The sequence below is a fragment of the Arcicella sp. BE140 genome (assembly GCF_031456255.1).
Lineage (GTDB): Bacteria > Bacteroidota > Bacteroidia > Cytophagales > Spirosomataceae > Arcicella > Arcicella aquatica.
The window spans coordinates 110,117-135,143 of the sequence record NZ_JAVDUE010000001.1 but is presented as its reverse complement, the minus strand read 5'-3'; the positions used below and the strand labels follow the sequence as shown (position 1 = coordinate 135,143).

28 protein-coding genes are annotated in these 25,027 nt (G+C 34.6%); 9 read left to right on the top strand and 19 right to left on the bottom strand.

Annotated features, from left to right (window positions below; genetic code table 11):
• Positions 1-38 precede the first annotated feature (38 nt).
• From J2Y60_RS00545 to J2Y60_RS00535, 3 genes are all read right to left on the bottom strand, one after another.
• Entirely contained in the window at positions 39-2,882 is a 2,844-nt protein-coding gene (locus tag J2Y60_RS00545; RefSeq protein ID WP_309912813.1) for a TonB-dependent receptor, read from the bottom strand.
• 161 nt (positions 2,883-3,043) lie between these two features.
• Positions 3,044-3,757: a LytTR family DNA-binding domain-containing protein gene (locus J2Y60_RS00540; RefSeq protein ID WP_309912815.1), complete on the bottom strand. Its 714-nt coding sequence runs from the start codon at positions 3,755-3,757 to the stop codon at positions 3,044-3,046.
• Between the two features lie 104 nt (positions 3,758-3,861).
• Entirely contained in the window at positions 3,862-4,914 is a 1,053-nt protein-coding gene (locus J2Y60_RS00535) for a histidine kinase (RefSeq protein WP_309912817.1), read from the bottom strand.
• Positions 4,915-5,110: 196 nt separating this feature from the next.
• On the opposite strand from J2Y60_RS00535, the gene J2Y60_RS00530 reads away from it, so the two are divergent.
• The 3 genes from J2Y60_RS00530 (at position 5,111) to J2Y60_RS00520 (ending at position 5,857) form a co-directional block, all read left to right on the top strand.
• Positions 5,111-5,383 (top strand): YHS domain-containing protein, encoded by a 273-nt coding sequence (locus J2Y60_RS00530; protein WP_309912819.1) that lies wholly within the window; start codon positions 5,111-5,113, stop codon positions 5,381-5,383.
• A gap of 85 nt (positions 5,384-5,468) precedes the next feature.
• Complete coding sequence (locus tag J2Y60_RS00525) at positions 5,469-5,627, top strand: hypothetical protein (RefSeq protein ID WP_309912820.1); 159 nt, start codon at positions 5,469-5,471, stop codon at positions 5,625-5,627.
• Between the two features lie 8 nt (positions 5,628-5,635).
• Entirely contained in the window at positions 5,636-5,857 is a 222-nt protein-coding gene (locus tag J2Y60_RS00520; RefSeq protein WP_309912822.1) for a hypothetical protein, read from the top strand.
• 76 nt (positions 5,858-5,933) lie between these two features.
• Here the strand turns inward: J2Y60_RS00520 and J2Y60_RS00515 are convergent, their stop codons facing one another.
• Positions 5,934-7,124: a Gfo/Idh/MocA family oxidoreductase gene (locus tag J2Y60_RS00515; protein WP_309913113.1), complete on the bottom strand. Its 1,191-nt coding sequence runs from the start codon at positions 7,122-7,124 to the stop codon at positions 5,934-5,936.
• A gap of 260 nt (positions 7,125-7,384) precedes the next feature.
• Between J2Y60_RS00515 and J2Y60_RS00510 the strand changes: the two genes are divergently transcribed.
• The 5 genes from J2Y60_RS00510 (at position 7,385) to J2Y60_RS00490 (ending at position 10,903) form a co-directional block, all read left to right on the top strand.
• The gene (locus tag J2Y60_RS00510) at positions 7,385-8,602 is read left to right on the top strand and encodes an MFS transporter (RefSeq protein ID WP_309912825.1); all 1,218 of its coding nucleotides are present in this window, start codon (positions 7,385-7,387) and stop codon (positions 8,600-8,602) included.
• Positions 8,603-8,820: 218 nt separating this feature from the next.
• On the top strand, positions 8,821-9,594 hold the full coding sequence (locus J2Y60_RS00505) for an alpha/beta hydrolase (RefSeq protein ID WP_309912827.1): 774 nt from the start codon (positions 8,821-8,823) through the stop codon (positions 9,592-9,594).
• A 128-nt stretch (positions 9,595-9,722) separates the two neighbouring features.
• Positions 9,723-10,202, top strand: coding sequence for a 2-C-methyl-D-erythritol 2,4-cyclodiphosphate synthase (gene ispF / locus J2Y60_RS00500; protein ID WP_309912829.1), 480 nt, complete (start codon positions 9,723-9,725; stop codon positions 10,200-10,202).
• 88 nt (positions 10,203-10,290) lie between these two features.
• Positions 10,291-10,494, top strand: coding sequence for a hypothetical protein (locus J2Y60_RS00495; protein ID WP_309912831.1), 204 nt, complete (start codon positions 10,291-10,293; stop codon positions 10,492-10,494).
• A 4-nt stretch (positions 10,495-10,498) separates the two neighbouring features.
• The gene (locus J2Y60_RS00490) at positions 10,499-10,903 is read left to right on the top strand and encodes a putative toxin-antitoxin system toxin component, PIN family (RefSeq protein WP_309912833.1); all 405 of its coding nucleotides are present in this window, start codon (positions 10,499-10,501) and stop codon (positions 10,901-10,903) included.
• A gap of 133 nt (positions 10,904-11,036) precedes the next feature.
• Here J2Y60_RS00490 and J2Y60_RS00485 read toward each other — a convergent pair whose 3' ends face one another.
• The 8 genes from J2Y60_RS00485 to J2Y60_RS00450 all read right to left on the bottom strand — a co-directional run bounded on the left by J2Y60_RS00485 (position 11,037) and on the right by J2Y60_RS00450 (position 17,703).
• Entirely contained in the window at positions 11,037-11,396 is a 360-nt protein-coding gene (locus J2Y60_RS00485; protein WP_309912836.1) for a VOC family protein, read from the bottom strand.
• 172 nt (positions 11,397-11,568) lie between these two features.
• Positions 11,569-12,045, bottom strand: a complete 477-nt coding sequence (locus tag J2Y60_RS00480) for a hypothetical protein (RefSeq protein WP_309912838.1) — start codon at positions 12,043-12,045, stop codon at positions 11,569-11,571.
• A gap of 328 nt (positions 12,046-12,373) precedes the next feature.
• Positions 12,374-12,796: a hypothetical protein gene (locus J2Y60_RS00475; RefSeq protein ID WP_309912841.1), complete on the bottom strand. Its 423-nt coding sequence runs from the start codon at positions 12,794-12,796 to the stop codon at positions 12,374-12,376.
• A 5-nt stretch (positions 12,797-12,801) separates the two neighbouring features.
• Positions 12,802-13,023 carry a hypothetical protein gene (locus tag J2Y60_RS00470; RefSeq protein WP_309912843.1) on the bottom strand — a complete coding sequence of 74 codons (222 nt, stop codon included), beginning with the start codon at positions 13,021-13,023 and terminating at the stop codon, positions 12,802-12,804.
• 295 nt (positions 13,024-13,318) lie between these two features.
• Positions 13,319-13,717: a hypothetical protein gene (locus J2Y60_RS00465; protein WP_309912846.1), complete on the bottom strand. Its 399-nt coding sequence runs from the start codon at positions 13,715-13,717 to the stop codon at positions 13,319-13,321.
• Between the two features lie 98 nt (positions 13,718-13,815).
• Positions 13,816-14,358: a GNAT family N-acetyltransferase gene (locus J2Y60_RS00460; RefSeq protein ID WP_309912849.1), complete on the bottom strand. Its 543-nt coding sequence runs from the start codon at positions 14,356-14,358 to the stop codon at positions 13,816-13,818.
• A 53-nt stretch (positions 14,359-14,411) separates the two neighbouring features.
• Positions 14,412-16,481 (bottom strand): helix-hairpin-helix domain-containing protein, encoded by a 2,070-nt coding sequence (locus J2Y60_RS00455; protein ID WP_309912853.1) that lies wholly within the window; start codon positions 16,479-16,481, stop codon positions 14,412-14,414.
• Between the two features lie 97 nt (positions 16,482-16,578).
• Positions 16,579-17,703 (bottom strand): hypothetical protein, encoded by a 1,125-nt coding sequence (locus J2Y60_RS00450; protein ID WP_309912856.1) that lies wholly within the window; start codon positions 17,701-17,703, stop codon positions 16,579-16,581.
• 331 nt (positions 17,704-18,034) lie between these two features.
• On the opposite strand from J2Y60_RS00450, the gene J2Y60_RS00445 reads away from it, so the two are divergent.
• Positions 18,035-18,427: a hypothetical protein gene (locus tag J2Y60_RS00445; protein ID WP_309912858.1), complete on the top strand. Its 393-nt coding sequence runs from the start codon at positions 18,035-18,037 to the stop codon at positions 18,425-18,427.
• A gap of 78 nt (positions 18,428-18,505) precedes the next feature.
• On the opposite strand, the gene rnc is transcribed toward J2Y60_RS00445, so the two are convergent.
• From rnc to J2Y60_RS00410, 7 genes are all read right to left on the bottom strand, one after another.
• On the bottom strand, positions 18,506-19,237 hold the full coding sequence (gene rnc / locus J2Y60_RS00440; protein ID WP_184128894.1) for a ribonuclease III: 732 nt from the start codon (positions 19,235-19,237) through the stop codon (positions 18,506-18,508).
• 132 nt (positions 19,238-19,369) lie between these two features.
• Complete coding sequence (fabF, locus tag J2Y60_RS00435) at positions 19,370-20,620, bottom strand: beta-ketoacyl-ACP synthase II (protein WP_309912862.1); 1,251 nt, start codon at positions 20,618-20,620, stop codon at positions 19,370-19,372.
• A 257-nt stretch (positions 20,621-20,877) separates the two neighbouring features.
• Positions 20,878-21,114: an acyl carrier protein gene (locus J2Y60_RS00430; RefSeq protein ID WP_184128888.1), complete on the bottom strand. Its 237-nt coding sequence runs from the start codon at positions 21,112-21,114 to the stop codon at positions 20,878-20,880.
• A 122-nt stretch (positions 21,115-21,236) separates the two neighbouring features.
• Positions 21,237-22,148, bottom strand: a complete 912-nt coding sequence (locus tag J2Y60_RS00425) for an ROK family protein (protein WP_309912865.1) — start codon at positions 22,146-22,148, stop codon at positions 21,237-21,239.
• Between the two features lie 163 nt (positions 22,149-22,311).
• The gene (locus tag J2Y60_RS00420) at positions 22,312-22,836 is read right to left on the bottom strand and encodes a YkgJ family cysteine cluster protein (protein WP_309912868.1); all 525 of its coding nucleotides are present in this window, start codon (positions 22,834-22,836) and stop codon (positions 22,312-22,314) included.
• Positions 22,837-22,951: 115 nt separating this feature from the next.
• Positions 22,952-24,232 carry an adenylosuccinate synthase gene (locus J2Y60_RS00415; RefSeq protein ID WP_309912871.1) on the bottom strand — a complete coding sequence of 427 codons (1,281 nt, stop codon included), beginning with the start codon at positions 24,230-24,232 and terminating at the stop codon, positions 22,952-22,954.
• Between the two features lie 283 nt (positions 24,233-24,515).
• Positions 24,516-25,016, bottom strand: a complete 501-nt coding sequence (locus J2Y60_RS00410) for a transcriptional repressor (protein WP_309912874.1) — start codon at positions 25,014-25,016, stop codon at positions 24,516-24,518.
• Positions 25,017-25,027: the final 11 nt, after the last annotated feature.

Here is a 25,027-nt window from a genome sequence, read left to right as displayed (position 1 = left end):
CTTTGTCTACAAAATCTATGAGCCAAAGAAAATCTTATTTACTTAAACTTATAGCTAAAAGTAAGATTCGGAGTAAAGCCCAAATAGTTTACATCAGTGATAGACAAGTATTTGTTACCTGTAGTTTCGTCTGTAATAGTCTGGTATTTTTTGTACCAAACGTTTGTTCTTCCATAAACGTTAAACACTGAAAGACCAATACTACCATGTCCAAAATTATACGTAGCCGATACATCTAAACGGTGCGATGCAGGTAAGCGATTACCATTAGTGATAGATGGGTCTGTAAAGTCTTTTTCTGTTCCGTCAAGTAATTTTACTGTATATCCTCCTACAATTGAAGTATAAGGTTTTCCTGAGGCATAAATCCAAGTAGCGGCTAAATCCCAACGTCCCAATTTATAAATATTGACAGACTTAAATTCATGTCTTACGTCAAAGTTTGAAGGGAATGAGTTAGCAGAAAACTGTGCAATGTATTTATCCGAATGAGCAAAAGTATAACCTACCCAACCAGTATAATCACCGAATTTCTTCTGAACCAAAAAGTCAATACCTTTTACTTTACCAGTACCATTAAAGAAAGTTTCGTTAGCAATTAAACCACGACCAATCTGTGGAGCAAAACGAAGTGTATAACGTGTATCATTCTGAATATCTTTATAATATCCTTCAACATCAAATAGATAATCATTCAATTCATAACTCAATCCAAATATATAATGTGTTGAAGAGGTAACAGGCAAGTAAGAATCATTAGCCAATACCCAGAAATTACGGCTACCATTAGAAATATCTTCTCTTTCAACTTGCTTCGCAAATTGATAATAAATACCCCAAGCTCCTTTGAATTTCAAACGGTCGTTTACTGCATAAGTACCTGATAATCTTGGTTCAAAATAGTTTTTACGAGTAACATCAAAATAGTTTGCTCTGATACCTCCTTTTAAAACAAGTTTGTTATCAAATAATTTTAATTGGTCTTGCAAGTACGCTGTTAACAAACTTCCTTTATCATTTTTAGCAATAATAACTGTCGTATCATTTTGGCTATTTGAATATTGAATATTCAGCCTTGTAGCTTGGATACCAAAAGCCAACTGATTGCTCTTAGAAGTATTGTATTCAATATCAGTTTTAGCAGAAAAGTCTTTTAAGTCATTACTTTCAATAGAGCCAAATTTAACGGTAGTTGTTTCATTATTTCTTACAAAGGTATTTTCACTTGTGTTATCTCTTCCACTGAAGAAGTTAGAATAACTAATCAACGTGTTTGTATAGAATTTATCACTCCATTTTTTAGACCATTTCAAACTTGTACCTGTATTACCCCATTTAGAAAGGTCGGTGTTGTTAAATCCGCCACCTCCACCAAATGGTAGGCCTAAATTCTGAGAGTTATCTAAATAATCATCGCCATTATAGATACTCAAACTTATATTTTCATTCTCTGATGGTTTGAAAGTTACTTTACCATTTAAGTCATAAAAATATGATGTGGCTGTTTGTGCACTTTGCGACCTTCTGAAACCTCCGCCAAAACCTCCGCCTTGAGTACTAGTAGTACTTGAGTTGAAGGTATTAAAGATTTTATTATATAAAGGACCTGCCCATGAACGACGACCTGCTACTGAGAAAGTTATCTTTTTATCTTTAGTAACTGGCCCTTCCGCCCATACATTCGCACTGATTAAGCTTAAATCTCCACCAAAATTAAATTCTCTTTTATTACCATCTTTACTGGTAATTTCTACCACAGATGAAATTCTTCCTCCAAATTTGGCATCAAAACCACCTTTATAAAGCTGAACGTCTTTGATTGGATTTGAGTTGAAAGCCGAGAAGAACCCGTAAAGGTGATCTACATAATAAACGGTAAATCCATCATAAAGCACAAGGTTTTGGTCGGGCGTACCACCACGCACATACAAACCAGAAGAAGACTGGTTGGCAGCACTAATCCCTGGCATTAGCTGGAAAGAACGGAAAATATCTTTTTCCCCAACGTTTGGTAATTTAGCGATGTTACGGGGAGTCATTTTAAACATACCGATAGTTTCGGCAGCTTTCAACACCTCTGTTTTTTCACCTTTTACTACCACTTCATCTAATTCAGTATTATCAGGCTCCATTTCGATGGTAATACCACTAATAGGCGCATCTGGAACGAGTTTAATTGTAGTAGTTACATAACCAATATAACTCAAAATTAACGTAGTCGTATCTGTGGGAACTTTCAAGAGTGTAAAATAACCATCCACGTTGGTTTGTGTACCCGTTTTCTTACTCTTAATCATGATATTCACGAAAGGAAGCGGCTCTGCAGAACGTGCATCAAGGATTTTACCCGTGAAGGTAAAGTCAAATTTAGTAGCTGGTTTTAATGCTGCCTGACGACGAGTTGTTTGTGGAATAGCTTCAATCGCAGGACGATTAACAGAAAGCTGAGGAGTAGTACCGTTTGTACTTGGAGCCGTGATGCCAGCATCAGCAATAGCGGGTGCAGGCACTGCCGAGTTACCACCATAGTAAGTACCACTGTTATAGCTACTCTTTACATACACCTTCTGTGTTTTAGGAACAATATGCACTATTTGGTTATCATCCACATAGAATTTCAGGCCCGATCCTTTTAAAAGTCCTCTCATTCCAGTTTCTAATGTCATATTATCAAACCAGTAACTTGCATATAAACCTTTAATTTTAGTGGGGTCATAAATAAATTTAGCGCCTGATTTTGCTTCTAAGTCTGCTAGAATTTCAGCTAAGGGGCGATTATTATAGAATTCATCTTTGATAGTAATCCCAGTAGTTGTTGTAACCTGCGAAAATACCTTCACTGAGAATAGTACTAAAGTGGTTAATAGAAAAAGTTTTTTCATGAAATACAGTTGGTTAATCCGAAGTACAAAGTTAGGGCAATCTTCTCATAAATTGCCACATACTTAAGAATACATCAAATAGACCTCTATTATTGTGGAATAGTTGCGTTAAAAATTGTTAAAAGCCTATGATTTGATATAAAATCGAGAAATGTGTATACTTATTGACCTATGATTTTGAAAAAGCCTTCAGAATAACTTTCGCTGATTGGAATTTGAGCATTGCCAATTTTAATCTTTAAATTTCTGATAGATTCTATTTTATCAAGCGAAACAATAAAAGATTTGTGTACTCTAAAACAATCGGGAGTAGGCAATTTCTCCTCGATGGCTTTCATCGTCATTCTTGTTACGATGGGCTTGGTAGAAGTAGAAATATAGATTTTAATATAGTCTTTTAATCCTTCAATATAAGTAATTTCTGATACCCTGATTTTTACCAGCGAATAATCTGCATTCACAAAAATGGCAGAGATTTTATCTTCATGAATTTCTTCTGAAACCTGAGGTTTGTTTTTTAAAGTATATAGTTCAAAAGCTTTATTAACAGCTTTTAGGAATCGCTCAAAATCAATAGGCTTTAGGAGGTAATCTACCACATCTAACTCAAATCCCTCTAATGCATACTGTTTATAAGCCGTTACAAAAATCACCATCGGCTTATTTTTGAGGCTATGCAAAAACTGCACACCAGTGATGCCTGGCATTTGTATATCCAAGAATATCAAGTCTATTTCTTCATTTTGCACAACTTCGATGGCATCAAAAGCATTTTTACAACGTTTTACCAATTTCAAAAATGGTACTTTGTTGATATTATCCTCAAGTAAATCAAGGGCTAGATTTTCATCATCTACGGCAATACAATTAAGCATAAGCAATTTTATTTATTACAAGATTTATCCTAAAATAGGATAAAATCATGTCTTATCTAACATCAAAGATACTCTTTTTGTTGATTGAACATTACAAAAACTAATTAAGCCTCGTCATCTTTACGGATAATGATGAGCTTTATTTTGTAATAATCGGCCTCGTCTTTAATAATTAATTGATGATTCTCTGGGTAAAGTAATTCTAATCTTCGTTTTACATTAGTCAATCCAATACCCGAAGCATCATCCTTTTTTTCCTGAAATTGACGATTCACCTTATTACTTACTTCAAATGTCAGGCTGTTTTTTTCTGTAGTCAATACAATATCAATGGTTGGATTGATAATCATACCCACCCCATGTTTAAATGAGTTCTCTACAAATGGAATCAATAACATGGGTTCAATCGTTTGGTTTTTATCTAATTCCCCCACCTGAAAATTAATAGCAATATCGTCTCCAAAGCGTAATTGCTGTAGTTCAATATAAGCTCTGAGGTATTGATATTCCCTTTCTAAGGTCACCATGGCATCATCAGATTCATACAGCATATAGCGCATCAAATCTGATAGTTTTACGACTACAGGTTCTACTTTTTCTGGTTTTCTTCTTGAGAGTGAAACAATACTATTTAATACATTAAAAATAAAATGCGGGCTAATTTGAGAGCGTAAGAAGGATAGTTCAGACTTTAGTCTTTCGTTTTCTTGTTCTTTTTTAGACTTTTCGTCTTCCATGCTATCTGATACAATCCGATATGACGTACTGATCGCTAGAAAGAAAAGCAATTGAAAGGTAAAACCCGTTTTGGGCATTGTCCGTGCATTAAAGAAGGTATTTTTAATAATTCCGTTTAGAAAAAATACCGCAACTATCAAACAAACAATAGAAAGCAAATACCATCCAATGCCTTTAACTTTTAAAATCTTGGGAATCAAAAAATTGCTATTCAGGTAAAAAAATGGAATATTCAATAAGGTAAAGACTGCAAAGAAAATAGTAATCGATACCCTGGGTGGTGGCGGCGGACGGTGAATAATTACTCGAGGGGGTTCAGCATTTTGTGCTTGGAGTATAAACGGTAATGCCAACATAAAAGCCCAAAAAGCAATATGAAGAAATATAATCTGATATTTTGATAAATTATTTTTTGTCATTTTAGACATTTATTTATTAGCAATTACTCCTTAAAAAAAGCCTTATAAAAGAGAGACTTAGACAAATTTAATTAAAGATAAACTGTTAAAAAATATAATGGTATATTCCGTAAATTTGTGCAGACCATTCACCTCATAAAAGCGACCATTGAAAATTAGATATGCTTTTTAGTAAAAACCATAATCAAATACAGGAATGAAGAAATTAATCATCACCGCAGTTGCTTTTTTAGCATTTGTCCATATCGGCTATTCTCAAGAAAAACCAGCAAAAGCTGTTAAGGGACACATCAGCAAAATAAAAAAAGAGGTAGTGTTAGAAGAGGGCAAAGACCCTATTTGTAAAATGCACGTAGAAAAAGATGCCAAACATACTTCTACTTATCAGGGCAAAAAAGTAAGTTTTTGTAGTGTAGTTTGTAAAGAAATGTTTGATAAGAATCCCGAAAAATATGCTGTTAAACATTAAGAGCAATAATATTCGTGTTAGTAATTTTGTTATATTTGTTTAACATCTCTTTTGTATAGTTTCTGACCTTAGTACTACTTAATCTATGAACAAAAAATTAAAAGTAATGATGCTTGAGGCTGAAAAGAAAGTATATGAGCAAGTCTTAAATAGCCAGCAAGTCTTTCTTAAGGCAGCCGAAATAGACGAATTACTTGACTTAATCTTAGAAATTAATAAACAGTTAGCTGAACTCAAAAAATAATATTTGTTATGAAGCCTCTTGAAAAACTCAGCGCTATTTTCTTAAAGATAGATAATGCTCGAAATCCTTCGGAAATTGAAGCTTTAGGTAATGAAGTTGATATAATATTGAAAGAAAATAATGAGCAACCAATAGAAGGAGTTGCTGATTTATTATTAGAACGAGCTAAATTATTGAAACAAAAAATAACATTGATGAGTCATGACTTTGAGGCAAAATTGGTTCAATAAATGAATTCTGATTAAAAACATCCTCTAAAAAATAAATATTTATTTTTTAGAGGATGTTTTTTGTTATCCAACAAAACTAAACTTCCATTTTAGTCCAAACAGCTCCTGCTGCATTCGATTTCAAAACGGTATCAATAAACACCATTCCACGCAAACCTTCTTCAATACCCATAAAATCATGGATTTCTGGGTCGTATCCCGATGAACTAGCAGATTCTCCTTTTAAACCACCTGTTGCATTTTTCTGAGCCTCTTCTCCCCATCTTGCTCTCAGTGCATAGCTAAAGTTTCTATAAATATTTGCAAATGTTTCGATGTATCCTTCTGGGTGTCCTGCTGGTTGACGAGTATGTGCCTGAGCCGCTTTTGAAAGATTACCCACACCAGTACGAATAATTCTTGAACCATTTTCTTGATTTGTCAAAATCAACGTATTAGGGTCCATTTGTTTCCATTTCAAACCACCGAACTCTCCATATATTCTAATGTTCAAATCGTTCTCTTCACCATTACAAATTTGCGAGTTGTGCAAAATTCCTTTCGCGCCGTTATCAAAACGTAAAAGCATATTAGCATCATCATCAAGCTGGCGACCTTCCACAAAAATCGTTAAGTCAGCACAAATCTCTGTGATTTTTAAGCCTGTAATATATTCAGCTAAGTTTTCAGCATGCGTACCAATGTCTCCTACTCCGCCTGCGGCACCACTTCTAGCAGGGTCAGTTCTCCAAGCAGCCTGTTTTTGACCAGTAGCTTCAACTAATTGTGCCAACCATCCCTGTGGATACTCTACGATTACCTTACGGATTTTACCAATTGCTCCCGCTTTGATTAATTCACGAGCTTCTTTAACCATTGGATAACCCGAATAGTTATGCGTCAACGCATAAATCAATCCTGATTCTTCAATAATATCTTTTAATAAATAGGCTTCTTTTGAATTTAAGGTAGCTGGTTTATCAGATACCACATGAAAACCATTTTCTAATGCCATCTTGGCCGCAGGAAAATGAACATGGTTTGGAGTAACAATAGAAACGAAGTCCATTCTTTCTCCTTCGGGAAGTGCTTTTTCAGCCAAAATCATTTCTTCAAATGAACCATAAACACGGTCTGGAGAGAGATAAAGAGCCTCACCTGTCGCTTTTGATTTAGCTGGGTCAGAACTAAATGCTCCGCAAACCAATTCAATTTCGCCATCCAATGCCGCACCACGGCGGTGAACAGCTCCGATGAAAGCTTCTAAGCTTCCACCAATCATACCCATTCTAACTTTTCTTGCCATTTTTCGTATCAATCAGTCGGTAAGTAATTATTTATGAATTTTATTATCACAAATTTACCGCATAGTATTTTAATTAAATCCTTTCTTGTGATAAAGTAAGTACAAAATTTCATAAAAATACTGATAAGAACTTACAGAGAATCTCGAAAAAAATTCGTTTTTTTGATAGATTTTTCTCTGATGATATTTCACAAAACCAAGATTTCTAATTTATTTAACACTTTTTTAATCCCTAATCAACTATGTCTCAAATCGTTAACCGCGACAAGCTTTTCCTAGGAAGTTGTTTTGCCTTAATAACCACTGCAATGGCTTTCGGTATCCGCGCCGGTGTTCTTACTCAACTTGGTGCAGAATTTCAACTTTCATCACAAGAACTAGGTTACGTAAATCAAATGGCTTTTTTGGGCTTTCCAATCGCTATGATTATTGGTGGTCCTTTATATAATGCACTTGGCCCTAAAAAAATCATCTGGGTAGCCTTCTTTACCCACGTACTTGGTCTGGTTATGACTATTTTTTCTGGTGGATTCTGGACTTTATTAATCTCAACATTCTTTGTTGGATTTGGTAACGGAACCGTTGAAGCCGCTTGTAATCCGATGATTTCTGACATGTATGAAGGGAATGAAAAAACCAAAATGTTGAATCGTTTTCACATGTGGTTTCCTGGAGGTATCGTAATCGGAAGTCTTCTTTCTCAATTCATGACTTCTGCTAACATGGGTTGGCAATTACAAATTGGAGCTATTTTGATTCCAGCTGTAGGTTATGCATTCTTGTTCTTCGGACAGTCATTTCCTGCTAGTGTAGAGGAAGGTGCGGCATCTACAGGTGAAAACCTAAAATCTATGTTATCGCCTTTATACCTTTTCATGTTAGCTTGTATGGCTTTAACAGCTATTTCTGAGTTCGGCCCTGAGCAATGGATTGGTCCAGTACTTGGTAAAGCTGGTGCAAGTCCAATGATTATCTTGGCGTTAGTAACAGGCTTAATGGCAGTAGGTCGTTATTTTGCTGGCCCTATTGTTCACTCAATCAATCCGACAGGTGTATTATTAGCGTCGGCAATCTTCACAACTATTGGTGTAATCCTATTGAGCCAAGCAACAGGTGGAATGGTTTACGTATCTGCTGTAATTTTTGCGGTAGGCGTATGTTATTTCTGGCCAACAATGATTGGCTTTGTAGCTGAAAACTTACCTAGAACTGGAGCATTCGGTCTTTCAATTATGGGTGGTATGGGAATGTTTTCTACTTCTATTTTCCAACCAATTATTGGTTCTTGGATAGATGACGAAAAAGTAAAAGCTGCTGAAGCTGGACTTACTGGCGACATTGCTGAATTAACTGCCGGACAGGCAACACTTGTTAACATGACGATTTTTCCTGCTATCTTGATTTTTGCATTCATAGGCTTGTATTTCTATATGCGTAAACGTACTCCTGCATATAAATAAAAAGTTTTATCGTTATATCAAAGAAAAACCCCACAAATACTTGTTATTCTGTGGGGTTTTTCTTTGTCATTTTCCCGACTTTTACAAAACAATAAAAGGTTAATATTTATGCATTCATAAATTTGAAACTAATGCTAAAAATCGGAAAAAGGTTACTCATTGTCTATCTCACTATTTTTGTCATCTCACAAATATTGTCTTCTTGCTTTAACTTCAAAATGAGTCAAAAAGCAATAGATGCATCTTTCTCGGGTTTGAAGAACAAACCAATACAACATCAAATTGATGTACAAGGAATAAAAATGAATTATGCTGAAATTGGGAGTGATAGCCTACCAGTAGCTTTTTTTGTACATGGTTCTCCGGGTTCATGGACAGCCTTTATTGATTTCATGAAAGACACTTCTTTGTTGAAAAAAGTAAAAATGGTTTCGGTAGATAGAATTGGTTTTGGAGATTCAGATTTAGGAGAAGGTGAAAAATCTTTACAAAGACAAGTAGCATTATTAAAACCGATTGTAGCACATGAAAAGCGTTTTGGAAAAAAAATCATCCTAATTGGGCATTCCTTGGGTGGTCCAGTAATTGCCCGAATGGCGATGGATTATCCTGAATTGATTGATAATCTGATCATTGTAGCAGGTTCTATCTCGCCAGACTTGGAACCTAATGAGAAATGGTTTAGGATTCCGATGACATTTAAACCCATTAGTATTTTAATTCCTGCATCTTTTCGTGCTTCTAACGATGAAATCTTATATTTGAAACCAGAATTAGAAAAGATGTTACCTTTGTGGAAAAATATTCGGCAACCTGTTATCGTAATTCAGGGTGGAAAAGATATGTTGGTCAATCCACAGAACGCTGATTTTGCTGAGAAAATGTTGGTCAATTCTGCTAAAGTAGAGATTGTTAGGATAGATACCATGAATCATTTTGTGCCTTGGTCGCATCCATTTTTAATTAAGAATGCCATTTTAAAAGATTTGTAAAAACAGCTTTGAGCAGTGAGATTTGAGCTATTAGTTTCACTGATGTCATGACTTGAAGTCATGACATCAGTTGTGCATAACAAAGTCTAAAGCTCATCTCTCAAAGCTTATAGCTCAAAACTAAAAATATGAAATTAAGAGTAGGACAAGGCTATGATGTGCATCGCCTTGAAGAAGGAAGAGATTTTTGGTTAGGTGGTATCATCATTCCACATACGCACGGTGCTGTGGGGCATTCGGATGCTGATATTGTTTGTCATGTAATTTGTGATGCTTTATTGGGGGCTGCCAATATGCGAAATATAGGTTATCATTTTTCTGACAAAGACCCTCAATATAAAGGGGTTGATTCTAAAGTTTTAGTAAAAAGAGTCCTAGAAATGATTCGTGAAGCAGGTTGGGAAGTAAACAATCTTGATGTAACGGTGATTTTACAAGAGCCCAAACTGAATCCACATATTCCAGCCATGAAAACCTGCTTAGCAGCAGTAATGAATATACCAGAAGAAGATTTAGCTATCAAGGCTACAACCTCTGAACACATTGGCTTTGTAGGGCGTGGTGAAGGCATTGCAGCACAATGTGTGGCTTTGATTTGTAAGGAATAGATTGAATTGAAACTATTAAACAGAATAAAATGCTGCCATAGACAACTATTTGTAAAAAAGTTTTATTTTTAATAAAAATTAATTTACGATGACAGAATCAACAATTAAGCCTCCACTTTCAAATGTTCAATTAGAGCTATTAAAACTCTATGCAACAGGTGTATCCGATGAAACATTATTAGAATTAAAGAGGACAATGGCAAAGTTTTTCTTGGATAAAGTGCGTCAATCAGCCGATAAAATTTGGGAAGATAAGGGATACACAGATGCTCAAATGCAAGCAGTAGATTAGCAGTATGAAGGTCGTATTAGATACAAATGTAATATTAAGAGCTATCTCAAGTAAATCTGAATATGCTATGCTGATTGATGAATTGTATATACAAAGCTACTCAGCATTGGTAAGTACAGAAATTCTATTGGAATATGAGGAAAAAATAACGCAATTTTTCAATAAGGATGTCGCTAAAAACTTCCTTGACTTCTTAATAATCTTACCAAATGTGGAAAAAGTTGAAGTCTTCTTTCAACTTAATATCATTCAGTCTGACGCTGATGATAATAAATTTGTTGATTGCGCTTTTGTTGGAAATGCCCATTATATTGTAACTGACGACAAACATTTTAATATCCTAAAAAAGCTTGACTTCCCTAAAATACCTGTAATTACTGCGGAAAATTTTAAGCAATTATTAGCTTAAACAATTATTACTCTCTCTATTTCAAATATTAAGCAAAGCTTGACTTTAGCTATCAAGAGTATTCACCATGTAATAATACCCTTATTACTTCGTGATTTGTATTCTTTCTTACTCCTTGCAAACCAGCAAAACATTAATAAATACGCTGCCCAAAAGTCAACAAATTATTATCTGGGTCAAGGATTGAAAACTCTTTTTGTCCCCAAGGTTTTAATGCTAAATGCCCTGCTGGATGGATGCTTGTTTTAGTGTCTAAAAACGTTTGGTACAATTGGTCAATATCATCTGTTCTAATATATACCTGACCATAGTTTTCTTTGGGATCAATTTCCTTAAACTCAAAAAAGTGTATTTGAATATTGTCTTTTTGTACCATCAAGTAGCCCTCAAAATCAGCACTACCAAATTCTTGAAAGCCTAATTGATTTACATAAAAATCTCGTGTAATTGCTTTATTACGCATGGGGAGTTTTGGATTGATTTCTATAAGCATATTTTTAATTGTTGAATATTTGCATTTGCAGACAGAGTCTGCATTTTATTTATCGTTCCAAGTCAAAAAAGACTTGGAAAAGCGAGGGAAGCTACAGGCTATTTATTGTTACACATAGCGGAAAGAATTAGAACAGCGAGGGATACTCTTATCATCTTCTTTTTATATATTTTCAGTATTTTTTTGCTTTCGCTCTTTTTCTATGCTGCTTGTTTTTATTTGAATCTACGATTGTCGTAATACTATCGTTCTCAATAATTGCATGAAGCGTTCCGTCTGGATTTACAATTGCTTTGGTATTACCATTACCAATAATAATGGTTTGCGTTCCATCAGGATTCTCGATTGTTTTAATAGTCCCGTTGCCAATAACTGTGGGTTGTCTCCTTTGTGGTTTCGTTATTGTTTTAGTAATAGCGTTGTCGTTGTCAATAAGCGTAGAATGCGTTCCATCAGGATTCACGATTGTCTTGATAGTACCTTCGCCAACAACTTGTGAATGCGTTCCATTAGGATTCACAATTATTTTAGCACCACCGTTATCAATAAGTATTGAATGCGTACCGTCTGGATTTACGATAACCTTGTGAGTTTGTGAATATCCTTCAAATGCAAATACCCCAAACAAAATGATTAATATTTTTTTCATAGTCGTTTTTATTGTAAAACTTAAGCATTAAAACTAAGGCAAACACATCAATACGTGAATACTTTATAACCACTTTTTCCTTGCCATTATATACGTCTCCACGAATAATTTAAACTATCTTAACAAATTTCGAGCGGGACGCTCTTCTATGTTTTGGTCTTTGGAGAGCCTAAGACCAGTTGGAGGCGAGGGTTATTGATTATTAACAAACTATAAATACATTTTTCCTTTCAAATACAGAGCTATCGGTTGTCCAATATATGTGCAAAAAGCGTTTTGGGTTGTCGCTACGACCAGACGGAGATTTCCACTATCTAGTCACTTAGCCTCAAGCCTCACCAAAAATTTTATTTAAAAAAATATCTTTATTTTCTAATCCCATTGAAAAAAAGTATCTGTAAATAAATGTTGCTCTACTTCCATCAGTAAAAAATATTTGAACAGTTGGAAAAAAAAATATATACCAATGAACAATTTTTAATTTAATAGTCAAAATATCTATTCTCTTATAATATTTTTTACTAAAAAACAAATTATCTACTTCTAAAATATCGTTGTTTTGAGAAATTTGATAAAATGTTGAAATCAAAATCATATTTATTGAAAGATATAAACAAATAATAACCAAAAGTATCTGAGCATTCAAAATAAACAGTATAGTACCAAAAATTACAATTAAAATAGCACCTAGTAAATAACCTACACTACTAAATGTTGTAGTTAGGCTTAATATTTGTTTTTTATTAATCATCTTTTTTAATTATCTTCTTTTTTAGATATTTTTAAACCCATGCTAGCATTAACATCACCTACAAGACCAGCTCCCCCTGCAAGTCCTAAATTAAAAAATGCTAATCTATGAGTCACAGTTGTTGTTGCTTCAGGAATGTTTTTATCCGCTTCTCTTGAATAAAATATACCAAACGGTCCAAAAACAGAACCTCCTCCTGATACCTCTGTTTTGTCACCTACTAACATACCTGTGTTATTAGTTTGTTCTGTTTTGAAGCCTGTTGATAGCGAAACAGGAACAGATAGACTTAACTTTCTTCTCCATTTGAAATCGTAGGAACGCTACACTTAACCTTCCTACAACCTATTTTTAATATATTCATTATTAGCAAATTACACAAACTTTTACTTTCAAATACAAAGCTATCGGTTGTTTAATTTTGTACAAAAATCGTTTTTAATCCATTATACCATGTTGCGTTCTAAGAAAGCAAGACACAATGACGTTGAATAATCCTAGGACAAACAAGGAGTTGCGTACTTACCAATTTATATTTAGATGTTCATCAGAAAAATTTTTCGGTTCACGATTCATTACTTTTAAATCATCTAAAATTTGGGATGCACTAAATCTAATTATATCAATTTCTCGATTTGCCCCTATGAGCTTTTTACTCCATTGAGATTCATAAAGTTTTACCACAAGATTTCTTAATTTATCAAGTTCAACTATATTATCATCAGTAATTCCAAAGTTACTATTAAGAGATGATAGAAAGTCTTTTGTAAATAATACTTCTATTCTACCTTCTATACTTTCACTAAAACAGCCTAAATCATCTTCATCATACTTAGATAAATCTGATGCTAATATCATGAGTATTAAAAGAATTTCTTCAAAGTGAAATTTTTCAATTTTACTGTTTTTATCGTTTTTCATTTCAAGTTATCTTTTAAAAACATTAGGAGCATCAGAAACCCTTCTGATATTATCACCGTATGTACTTATTTTTCCTTGGCTTAATTTCCATTCGTTTATTACTTATCCCTAAACTGAACATACAAATAATTATCAATCACCTGCCCATTTTTGATGGATGCTTTTGGTTGGATGCTTTCTAATTGATAACCTGCTTTTTCTAATACTCGCATTGAGGCTTTGTTGTATTCAAATATGCCAGCCCAAATTCTGATGATTTCTGGGAAGTTTTTAAACACATAATCTGTCATCGCTTTTACCGCTTCAGGCATTATCCCTTTGCCCCAATAGGCTTCCCCTAACCAATATCCTATTTCAGCGCTGATACGATAAATATCATTACCCAAAATAATACCAATCCCTCCTACTACCTTTCCTTCAATGACAATCGCTAAAGAATTAATAGGCTTATCTATCTTTTTGTTTGCATCTATCCACCAAACTGCATCATCATGCGTATAAGGATGTGGAAAGGAATCACGCACATTATTAAATATCTTGATATTATTAGCATGACTCACTAATGATGCTTCGTCCCCATCTTGAAAAGGACGTAATGAAAAAGCTTTGCTTTGGTAAATGTATTTTCCCTCTTCGTTCATACAGAATATTTAATAAAAAGTTCATCCCTCAAAGCTCAATGCTTATCGCTATTTTAAAAATGCAACCTCAACTGTACTTTTACTTCTGAGCGATGTGATGCTAAAATTTCTTCTAATCCTGAGCCAAAAGTAGCATCATCTCCTAACAAATCTGTCCTCGCCCAACGAACCCATGCATCTACATTTCGACTGACTTTGTACTTTGCCAAGAGATAATGTCGAAAACCATGTTGATAATAAGCTGGAAAAGAAAAAGCATAGAGAACATCCTGCTCATAAAAATACTGTCGATTATCATAATCATCTGTATTGAAATAGGCAATTCTACCAGATAATGATAACCGCCCTAAATCAGCATTTACATCCTGTGCAATCGCAAAGCCCTTTGTCAAGCTTTGTCCTTCAAACTGAAAAGTGCTGAAAGATGCCCTCGTCTGAAACTCCCATATTTTAGATGCCCTATAGTTTATATTCGCCAGCAATGCCCTTTTACTTCTTTCTCTTACTACGGTAATTTCTCTGGTTTTTTCTTTGCCTTTATCCAGATAGGTTTCTGTAATTTTGGTATTCTCTTCTTTGTTCTCTTGTCTGAATTGTAAATAGGCTTGTAGTTTTTTAGAAGGCTGAAAAGTGATTCTTCCTAAATAATCAAAACCCGTAGTCGGTTGTTTATCGACGAGGTATCTATACCAAGGAAAGTAAAAATAATCGAAATAAGCCGAGGCCGACCACTTTTTATTAAATGAATGCTTTATCCCTGAATAGATTCCTCGTTCATTGATATTGCGGGAATTTTCGGAAAAACCATTACCATAAAAACTATGAAAATCTTTATCATAATTTCTTAATAAAACCGATATATCAGTCCGATTACTTAGGCTTGCTAAAACACCCGTTACAGCACCAATACCACCACTCGTCGAGCGAGCGGCCTCTCCAAAAAAATTATAATTCTGATAATTATAACTCCAATGAAGACCAGTCAAAAGATTATCTTGTCCCGAAAACTCATATTGATTATACACCTTATCGGCTTTTATCAATGGTAAACTAAAATTGGTTTTTAATAAAGTAATCCCAGCTTGAAAAGTATTTGTTTTGTTATTGAAGGTAATATCTCCTCCAAAGTTTTCTTCCATCAACGACCTTTTATCAGCAATTTCAGAAGCGGTTCTATGCAAACCTGCTGTTTGTAATGAAGTAACATAATTGGCATTTGTATTTTTATCTAAAGCCAAATTCGCATCCCGATTTACTCGGGAATAAAAACCTGTCATTTCAAAAGCTTTGAATTGATAAGTAGCCGCACCTCCTCTAAAAAAATTGCTTTCCATAACCGATGTATAAGGACGAACGCCTAAATGATTTCTACGAGTAGTAAGTACCGTTTCTGAGCCCTTCCCTAAATAGAAGCCAGCAGCAGCAATCAATCCTTGACCAAACTGTAATTGATAGTCGCCTAGGTTAATATTTTTCCAATGCCCTTTATTTTGAATTTGAAAGTGAAAGGAAGTAAAATCGGTCAACTGACTTTCGCCTTCATCTTTTTCGGCAGTAAAGCCAGCACTAAAATTCTTTGGCAATGAGATTTTATAACGAGCATATAATTTCATGGGCGAGCCTTCATACCTTACCTTACTCCGAGAATCAGGCTCAGTAAAGCCTTTCTTCGTTTCTACGTATTGAGTGTATCTAAGCAATAAGTACTGATTGGCTTTTTGCCAACTATCTTGAAAGTCTTTAATCGATAGTCCATCGGCTTTTACTGTAACGAATGGTATGAATTTATAAATAGTCGCTAAATCAAAATCAGGAATGGCTTGTAATTCATAAATAGATAGGAATTTTCCTGCTTTATCACGGTAGTTAAAGAAGGAATTCAGTTGTTTTTCAGAAAGTATATACAAAGAAGCGAGCTCAGGGCGAGAAACGGTATTTAAATCCAGTGGATTCAGATAATTCTGGTAAAGAGATTCAAACAAGTCTTCAGAAATACCATCAACGGGATTTCCCATGATTTCCTGAATAAGGTTTCGTATATTATTTTCTTTAGTAGAATAATCCTGAGCGTTTACATGAGCATAATAAAGAATGCTCATGAACAGGAGTAGATATTTTTTCATAATAAATTGTTAAAGTGCAGTACAAAAAAATGATGCTTTGAGTAATTATTCTCAAAAGCATCATCTAAAGGACTTTATACCAACAATTTAATTATTTTTAATGAAATTTTCTAGCAACTACTTCTAAAAAATCATTAGCTTCTTCAGCAACCGAAATCCAATTGTATTTAGGCGCTAAATATTTATTCATATAATTTTTAGCATCCGAAAGATTGCTACAAGCATCTATTTTATCAATGGCATTGCTATATGCGTTGATGTCACCATCAAACAATTTACCAATAAAAACGAATTTCTGATTGAGGCTTACCCCATCCGCAATGCTTTTAATAGGACGATTGAAAGCTAAATCAGCCAAAGGTGTTCCCCCTGCTACGTTATCTCTCTTCAATAAATCATTAACCGTTGGCAAATCTCCAACGAAAGTATCATTCAGGCGATCTAAGCCCGGCAATTTCATCTCCGCAGGCGTTCCTTTTCTATCTATTTCAGCTTGAATTTTATCAACAGTTGGTAACGGAGCGTTTTCATCATCTAACTCATCTTCAATGTCAAAAAAAGATTGTGCTACCTTTTTAACAGGAGCTTCTTCTACGGGTCTCGCTGAAGCTTTTATAAAATCTTCTTTTTTGAAAGATACTTTAGCTGCTAACGTTTCAAGGTACTTATCAACATTTTCAAACGCTACGTTGTCGCTAATTTCTTTTAGCCAATTTAAAGCAACAGTTACATATACTTTATCATCATTGCCCATTTTTTCGGTCATTGATTTAGCAATGTGGCTGTTAATCTTGGTATATTTTGCGAGTTGTGCTAAACGTTCTTTGGTAAGTGTAAATTCTGGAGAATCTCTTACAAAATCATCAAAGTATTTACTTGGATCAAGTAATAAAATAATGGTTTTCACAACAGCTTTCGATAACATCGGTTCAAAATGCTCTCGTTTCACCATGATATTTTGTGAAGCCGTATTCATGAAAGTCTTCAAGGTAGCTTTAACGTCGTCACTATCAAAATTAAAGTAAGGACTTTTAAAGGCTTCTGTATCAGCTTTCCATTTCTCAAACAAATCGCTTACAACAAACATATTTACTTGCGCAACATTGCTAAGTTTTAAAATTTGTTGTCCATTGATTGTGGCAGTTCTATTAAAAAAGTCATCACAAACTTGGTTAGCATATTTTTGTCCATAATTTTCGATTGCCGAAAAGTCTAACTTCATGATTTCTTAGAGGGTCTTTTTAAATCTATTTGAGATACCGTAATAAAATAATACTACTTATTAGCAAAGTTAATGTATTAATGAATCAGAAAGAAGGGAGATTACATGAATCAAAATAAATCGTTACTAATAAGCATTTTAGCTAAATAATCGCAAAAATTGAACCAAAGATTTACAATACCTATCAATAGGTGAATTAATTATACTATTGAAAATGGTTCATCAGTACACCCACTCTTGGTAACGATTATGTAAATTGCAATAATTCGTTCACATATTACGCTTGTTTGATATAGAAAATTGTATTTTAAATAGCTAAATAACTGAAATTATGGAATTAATTAAACCCTTGCTAAAAGGAATACTATATGTGGTATTAGGAATGATTGTTTTAATTTTATCATTCTTATTTATTTTACCAATGTTTACAGGACACAAAGCAAAATTTGAGATTAATCCCATTAATGGACAATATGTATTTGAGCATACTTTCCCTGAAGATCGTAATTACAATTATATTTCTGTAACAATTGAAGGGGAAATAAGTGAAGACACTGACATTTTAATGGGATATACTGGAGGTGTTAATGTAATTAAACTTTCTAAAAGTACTGATATTGATACAGTTTACCGAAATGATTATTATGCCAATGAAGTTAAATTAACCTTTAAATTCAACAAAAAATGTAGAGGAAACTTAAAAGGTACAGTATGGGTTAAGTAGTATTATTCCGTAAGAAGCCAATAAAAAAAGCCCGAAGAAATAAATTCTCTCGGGCTTTTTTCTTGAAATAATTTATTATTAACTAATTTCTAGCTTTTCGCAAGCCTTCATGGCGGCTGTCTGCTCGGCTTTCTTTTTGGAATATCCCTGCCCTATCGAAAAGGCTTCTTCATTCACAAAAATGGTCGCTGTAAATTCTTTATTATGTTTTGAACCCTCTTCGATGATTTCAAACCTAATAGGTTTGCCTTCGCGCTGAGCCCATTCTATGACTATTGATTTAAAATTAGGGTTATTTTGTACAACAGTCTCAATATCAAAATGCTGCGTAAGTATTTTTTTGATAATAAACGACCTTGTAAAACGAAAACCCTTGTCTAAATAAATGGCTCCGATTAAAGCTTCTAATGCATCGCCATACATTGATGTTCTGGTAAGTACGGTTTTACGGTTACCATCATATTCAACAAGCCTATCTAGACCAATTTTTCTAGCTACTACATTCAAAGATTCACGACTAACCATTCTCGAACGAATTTCGGTTAAAAAACCTTCGTCTTTAAAAGGGAATTTTTTAAACAAATATTCTGCTGTAATCATCCCTAATACTGAGTCTCCTAAAAATTCAAGTCTTTCATTAGAATCCTTGTAACCTTTAGCGATTGTTTCTTTGGATACCGAAGAGTGCATAAAAGCTAATCGATACAGCATTAAATTCGAGGGATTCTCCCCGATAATATGTTCTACTGCATTTTTTAACTTCTTGTCTTTAGGATCACTTGAAAAAAAATCAATAATTGGTGATAGCATATTTCTAAAATGATAATTGATAGTTAAAACCTAATAGCTAAAGCTGATTGAATGAGATTGCAACATTAATAAAAAAATTTGACTTCGCCTTAACTACTATCAATTATCCCCTATTCCCCTATCAACTAAAAACTATATTTTTTTGAATATAACCGTAGCATTATGACCTCCAAAGCCAAATCCATTACTTAAAACAACATCTATTTTTCTTTCTTGAGCTTTATTCAAAGTCAAATTTAAACGATTGTCAACTTCTGGATCTTCCGTAAAATGGTTAATCGTTGGAGGTACAAGTTGATGCTGTATTGCTAAGATTGAAGCCACCGCTTCGATAGCACCTGCTCCACCTAATAAGTGACCAGTCATAGATTTTGTCGAGCTTATGTTCATTTTATAAGCATGCTCTCCAAATAAATCTACAATTGCTTTCAACTCTTGTGGGTCACCAAGAGGGGTAGATGTACCATGTGTATTGATATAATCTACTTCTTCTGGTTGGATTCCAGCATCATCAAGGGCATCTTTCATCGAAAGTAATGCGCCATAACCATCTGGGTGTGGTGCGGTAATATGATAAGCATCAGAAGAGAACCCTCCGCCGATTAACTCAGCATAAATTTTTGCTCCACGAGCAACCGCATGGTCATAATCTTCTAAGATTAATGCTCCTGCACCTTCACCTACGACAAAACCGTCACGATCTTTATCATAAGGACGTGAAGCTGTTTTAGGGTCATCATTGCGTTCAGACATCGCACGCATGGCTGTAAAACCACCCACACTGGCAATCGTTACTGCTGCTTCAGAGCCGCCAGTCACACAAATATTAATACGCCCTAATCTGATATAATTAAAAGCATCAATAATCGCATTATTGGCAGATGAACAAGCCGAAACAGTTACGTAGTTTGGTCCACGGAAACCATGACGAATTGAAATATTACCCGATGCTGAATCGGCAATCATTTTTGGAATAAAGAAAGGATTGATTTTTGGCGTGCCATCCCCTTTTCCGAAGTAAATCATTTCTTCTTCAAAAGTTTTTAAGCCTCCGATACCAGAACCCCAAATTACCCCAACTTTATTTTTATCTATATTTTCAAGGTCAAGTCCTGAATCTACAATAGCTTCATCAGCCGCAACTACTGCATATTGAGTAAACTGATCCATCCGACGAGCATCTTGGCGAGGAATAAATTTTGTAACATCAAAATTTTTCAATTCGCAAGCAAAGCGAGTACGAAATTTTGAAGCATCAAATTTTGTGATATTATCGCAACCACTGACTCCATTTTTTAGTCCATCCCAATATTCTGGTACAGTATTTCCGATAGGAGTCAAAGCACCTATTCCCGTTACGACTACTCTTTTAAAACTCTTCATGAGAAAAATAAAATTTAACTAAGTATTAGATAAAAGATGATAGATAAAATTAGAGGAAAAAATACCATCCAATTTATCTGTTTTGAACACTTCTTAATTTTTAAATCCTTTGGCTTTTATCTAAGCATATAAATTAATACTCAAATTTGAGCATAATTAACCTGAAAATCAATAAAAATGTGCTAATCTGTCATAAAACTATAGTTCAGGTAGAATCAATAATTTTACTTTCAAATTAGCACATAAAGAAGTTCAGATTACTTGGCGTTTTCTTCAAGATATGTGATTGCCTGACCAACTGTTTGGATATTTTCAGCTTGATCATCAGGAATAGAAACGTTAAATTCCTTTTCGAATTCCATGATTAATTCTACTGTATCCAATGAGTCTGCACCCAAATCATTTGTGAATGAAGCCTCTGGAGTAACTTCTGCTGCGTCAACGCCCAACTTCTCGACGATAATGCCTTTTACTTTTTCTGCAATGTCTGCCATTTTTAGAACGATTTTTGGTTAGAAAAACGGTGCAAAGATGATGATAAAAATTAGATTATCAAACATTTTTTTAATACCGCATTACTATGAAAAGATTTACTATAATTATTTAAAGAATATTATTAAAAACATAATGAAGCAGCCCCTAAAAGACCTGCATCATTACCCAAAGTAGCACGTTTAATGGTTAATCCGTCAGCATGATATTTGGTTAACCAGCGTTCCATTGTAGATGTAATTGATGGTAAAATATAGTCAAACGAAGCTGACAACCCTCCACCAATCAAAATTAAATTGATATCAAGGATGGCTACTAAGTGACATAAATTTTCGCCAAGCAATTCTCCTACTTTCGTAAATACCTGTAAAGCTAATGCATCTCCTTCTGAAGCAGACGCTACTAATCCTGTTGTTGAGATAGTTCCATCATCGGGTAGTTGAGTAACACCTCTGAATTCTTTTCTCATTGTATTAGCAAGGTCTAACAATTCATTTTTACCAATGTTTCTCTCTAAAACCTTGCCATTTACTGAAGGCGTATGCCCAGGTTCCATTGCGTTACCTCTACCGCCACTAAATACTTTTTTACCAATGATGGCTGCACCACCTACACCAGTCCCTAAGGTAATAAAGATATAGCTTTCGTCAATACGATCTTCGCCAAAATAAAATTCTCCTAAAGCTGCTGCATTCGCATCATTTTCAAGGAAAAAATCTACTGCTGGGAAGCGTTTTTTAAGTATCTCAACCAAGGGAACATTGTTCAACTCAGGGATTGCCGTAATTTCAATTGGCGTTACTCTAGCCGAATTAATCATTCCGGGTAAGCCGATTCCTACTTTAGTGATATTTTTATTATCAATAAGTTGTAAACCTATTGCTTCTCCGAGACGGTCTTCGAAATGTCCTGATTTTCGCCAGCTCACAGTATCGTGACTATAAAAATTAGAAATTTGTCCTGTTTCTGAATTTACGATGCCCATCTTGACATTCGTTCCACCAATGTCTATGCCTAAGTACTCGACTGCCGCCATTATTTTTTATTGTATAGTGATAGTAAAAGTTTTGTGGTCTCAAAAATACGGAATTTTTATCAGTCAATAATACAAACTAAAAACGATTTACGTCTTTTTATGTACTATCCTGTATTATTGATGGGAACTATTTGTACTTTTTTAGCATTTTTTATAGCTATAACTACTCAACGATTCCGCCCTTATTCCCCAGACCTGCTTTTTTAAGTTGTTCTACTATTTCAAAAACTGCTGGACAAACTTTTGTATTTTCTAAAGTAAGGGGTAAAATTCCAGCAATATTCTTACGATCTGTATGTGGATATTCTCTGCAAGCCTTAGGTCTAAAGTCATAAATTGAACAATAATTATCTGAACCTAAGAAAGTACAAGGCGAGGAATTCAGCACATAGTCGTGGTCGCTATCCAGATGCAAATGCTCTTTTACTAACTGAGCAGGACGAATACGCAAATGTTTAGCGATTCTGTCAATATCAATATCCGTAAAGATTGGGCTGGTAGTTTTACAGCAATTTCCACATTTCAAGCAATCTACTTCATCAAAAACATCTTCATGCACAGGATGAAAAGCTTCATCCAACTTTTTGATTTTTTTATTTTTAAGTCTATCAAAAAACTTTTTATTTTCGGGAAACTTCAAACGAGCTTGTTCGTTGAAAGCTTCTATGTTTTCTTCTGTATATATCATACGATAATTTATAAAAACACTTCCATTTAAAAGAGCTATATAAGTGAATGTCAAATAAAAAGGTTCGACAATTTACAAAAAACTGTCGAACCTTTTGAAAATATTATGTTTTGGATTAAGCCAAAGCTCCTTTCAATACACATTCGTCGCGGTCTGGACCCGTAGAGATAAAATTGATTGGTAACCCTAGTTTCTCTTCCAAGAAAGTAATATAGCCTGTTAATTCAGCTGGAAGGTTTTCGAAATTTCTTAATCCTTCTAACGAACAGTTCCACCCTTTCAATGTTTCATAAACTGGTTCTACAATCGTATCAGTCATATCGTAAGGCAATTGCTCTGTAACCGTACCGTCTGGTAATTTATAAGCGACGCACACTTCTATTTCTTCAAATATATTTAATACGTCTGCCTTCATCATGACCAATTGCGTTACGCCATTAATCATCATTGCGTATTTAAGCGCTGGTAAATCAATCCAACCACAACGACGAGGACGACCAGTAGTTGAACCAAATTCACGACCTTCCTGACGCATTCTTTCGCCTACTTCATCCATCAATTCCGTAGGAAACGGCCCTGAACCTACACGTGTAGCATAAGCTTTGAAGATACCGTAAACTTCGCCAATATTTTTTGGAGCAACTCCCAAACCTGTACAAGCACCTGCCGTGATAGTGTTTGAAGAAGTAACAAATGGGTACGAACCAAAGTCAACATCTAGTAAACTTCCTTGCGCACCTTCAGCCAAAATCGTTTTGCCAGCAGTAATCGCATTATTAACAGAGTATTCAGAATCTACCAAACGGAATTGTTTCATAAACTCTACTGCTTCAAAAAAGTCAGCTTCAGCGGCTGTTAAATCATATTCAAACTTATAGACATCTAAAATTGCAGTATGACGAGCCACCAAAGCATCATATTTTGCTTTGAAGTTTGGTGAAATCATATCACCTACTCTTAATCCTTGACGTGAAATTTTATCAGTATAAGTTGGCCCGATACCTTTTAACGTTGAACCAATTTTAGCATCGCCTTTTGCTTTTTCATAGGCAGCATCCAACAAACGGTGTGTTGGAAGAATGATAGAAGCTTTTTTAGATACTTCTAGGTTTTCAAGTACGTTCAAATTATACTTTGCCAAACCATCAATTTCTTTTTTGAAAATAATTGGGTCAAGCACAACACCATTTCCAATAATGTTTTGTACATCCTGACGGAAAATTCCAGACGGAATTTGGTGCAAAACATGTTTAAAACCATCGAATTCAAGGGTATGCCCAGCGTTTGGTCCACCTTGAAAACGAGCAACAACTTGATATTTAGGGGCTAAAACATCAACTATTTTACCCTTTCCTTCATCACCCCACTGCAAACCCAACAATACATCTACTGCCATTTTTTTGTTTTTTGGTTGTCATTCTCACGAAGGAAGTATCTGGCGGTGGCAGACCAGTTCCCTCCTGACGTCGAGATGACAGGAAACAGAAAAATCAAAAAAGAATAAACCACCTAATCAAAGTCGCAAAGATAAACAAACAAAAATAAAACCTCACAAGAATTTCAATAATGCTGTAGTTTTAGTTGAAGAGTATTCCAAAAAAATTCCTAAAAACACAAAAACTGGCGTTTCATTCATCATTCGAATAAAACGCCAGTTTTCTTTTTGTTGATAAATACTGTTAATGATGCTCTCTGCTAGACAATTCTCTTTCAGCTAACATCGCTTTTTTATGTTCACATTCTGTTTTTGTACAAGCACCATAAAAAATCAAAGAATGGTGCATTACATTGAACTGTAACATTTCTCCTACCATCGACTGTATCGTTTGTACTCTTGGGTCACAAAATTCAGTAACATGATGGCATTCTGTACAAATCAGGTGGTCATGTTGGCGACGTCCGTAAGATTTTTCGTATTGAGCCTGATTTCTCCCAAATTGATGCTTAGAAACTAAATCACATTCTACTAATACGTCAAGTGTATTATATACCGTAGCACGTGAAACCTGATATTTCTTATTTTTCATCGAAATATATAGTTCCTCCACATCGAAATGGTCATCTCTTGTGTAAATTTCCTCCAAAATGGCAAATCGTTCTGGAGTTTTTCGAAGACTTTTATTTTCAAGATAAGCAGTAAAAATCTTCTTTACTGCCTCTAATGTGGCGTTTGATGGCATTACTGACTATT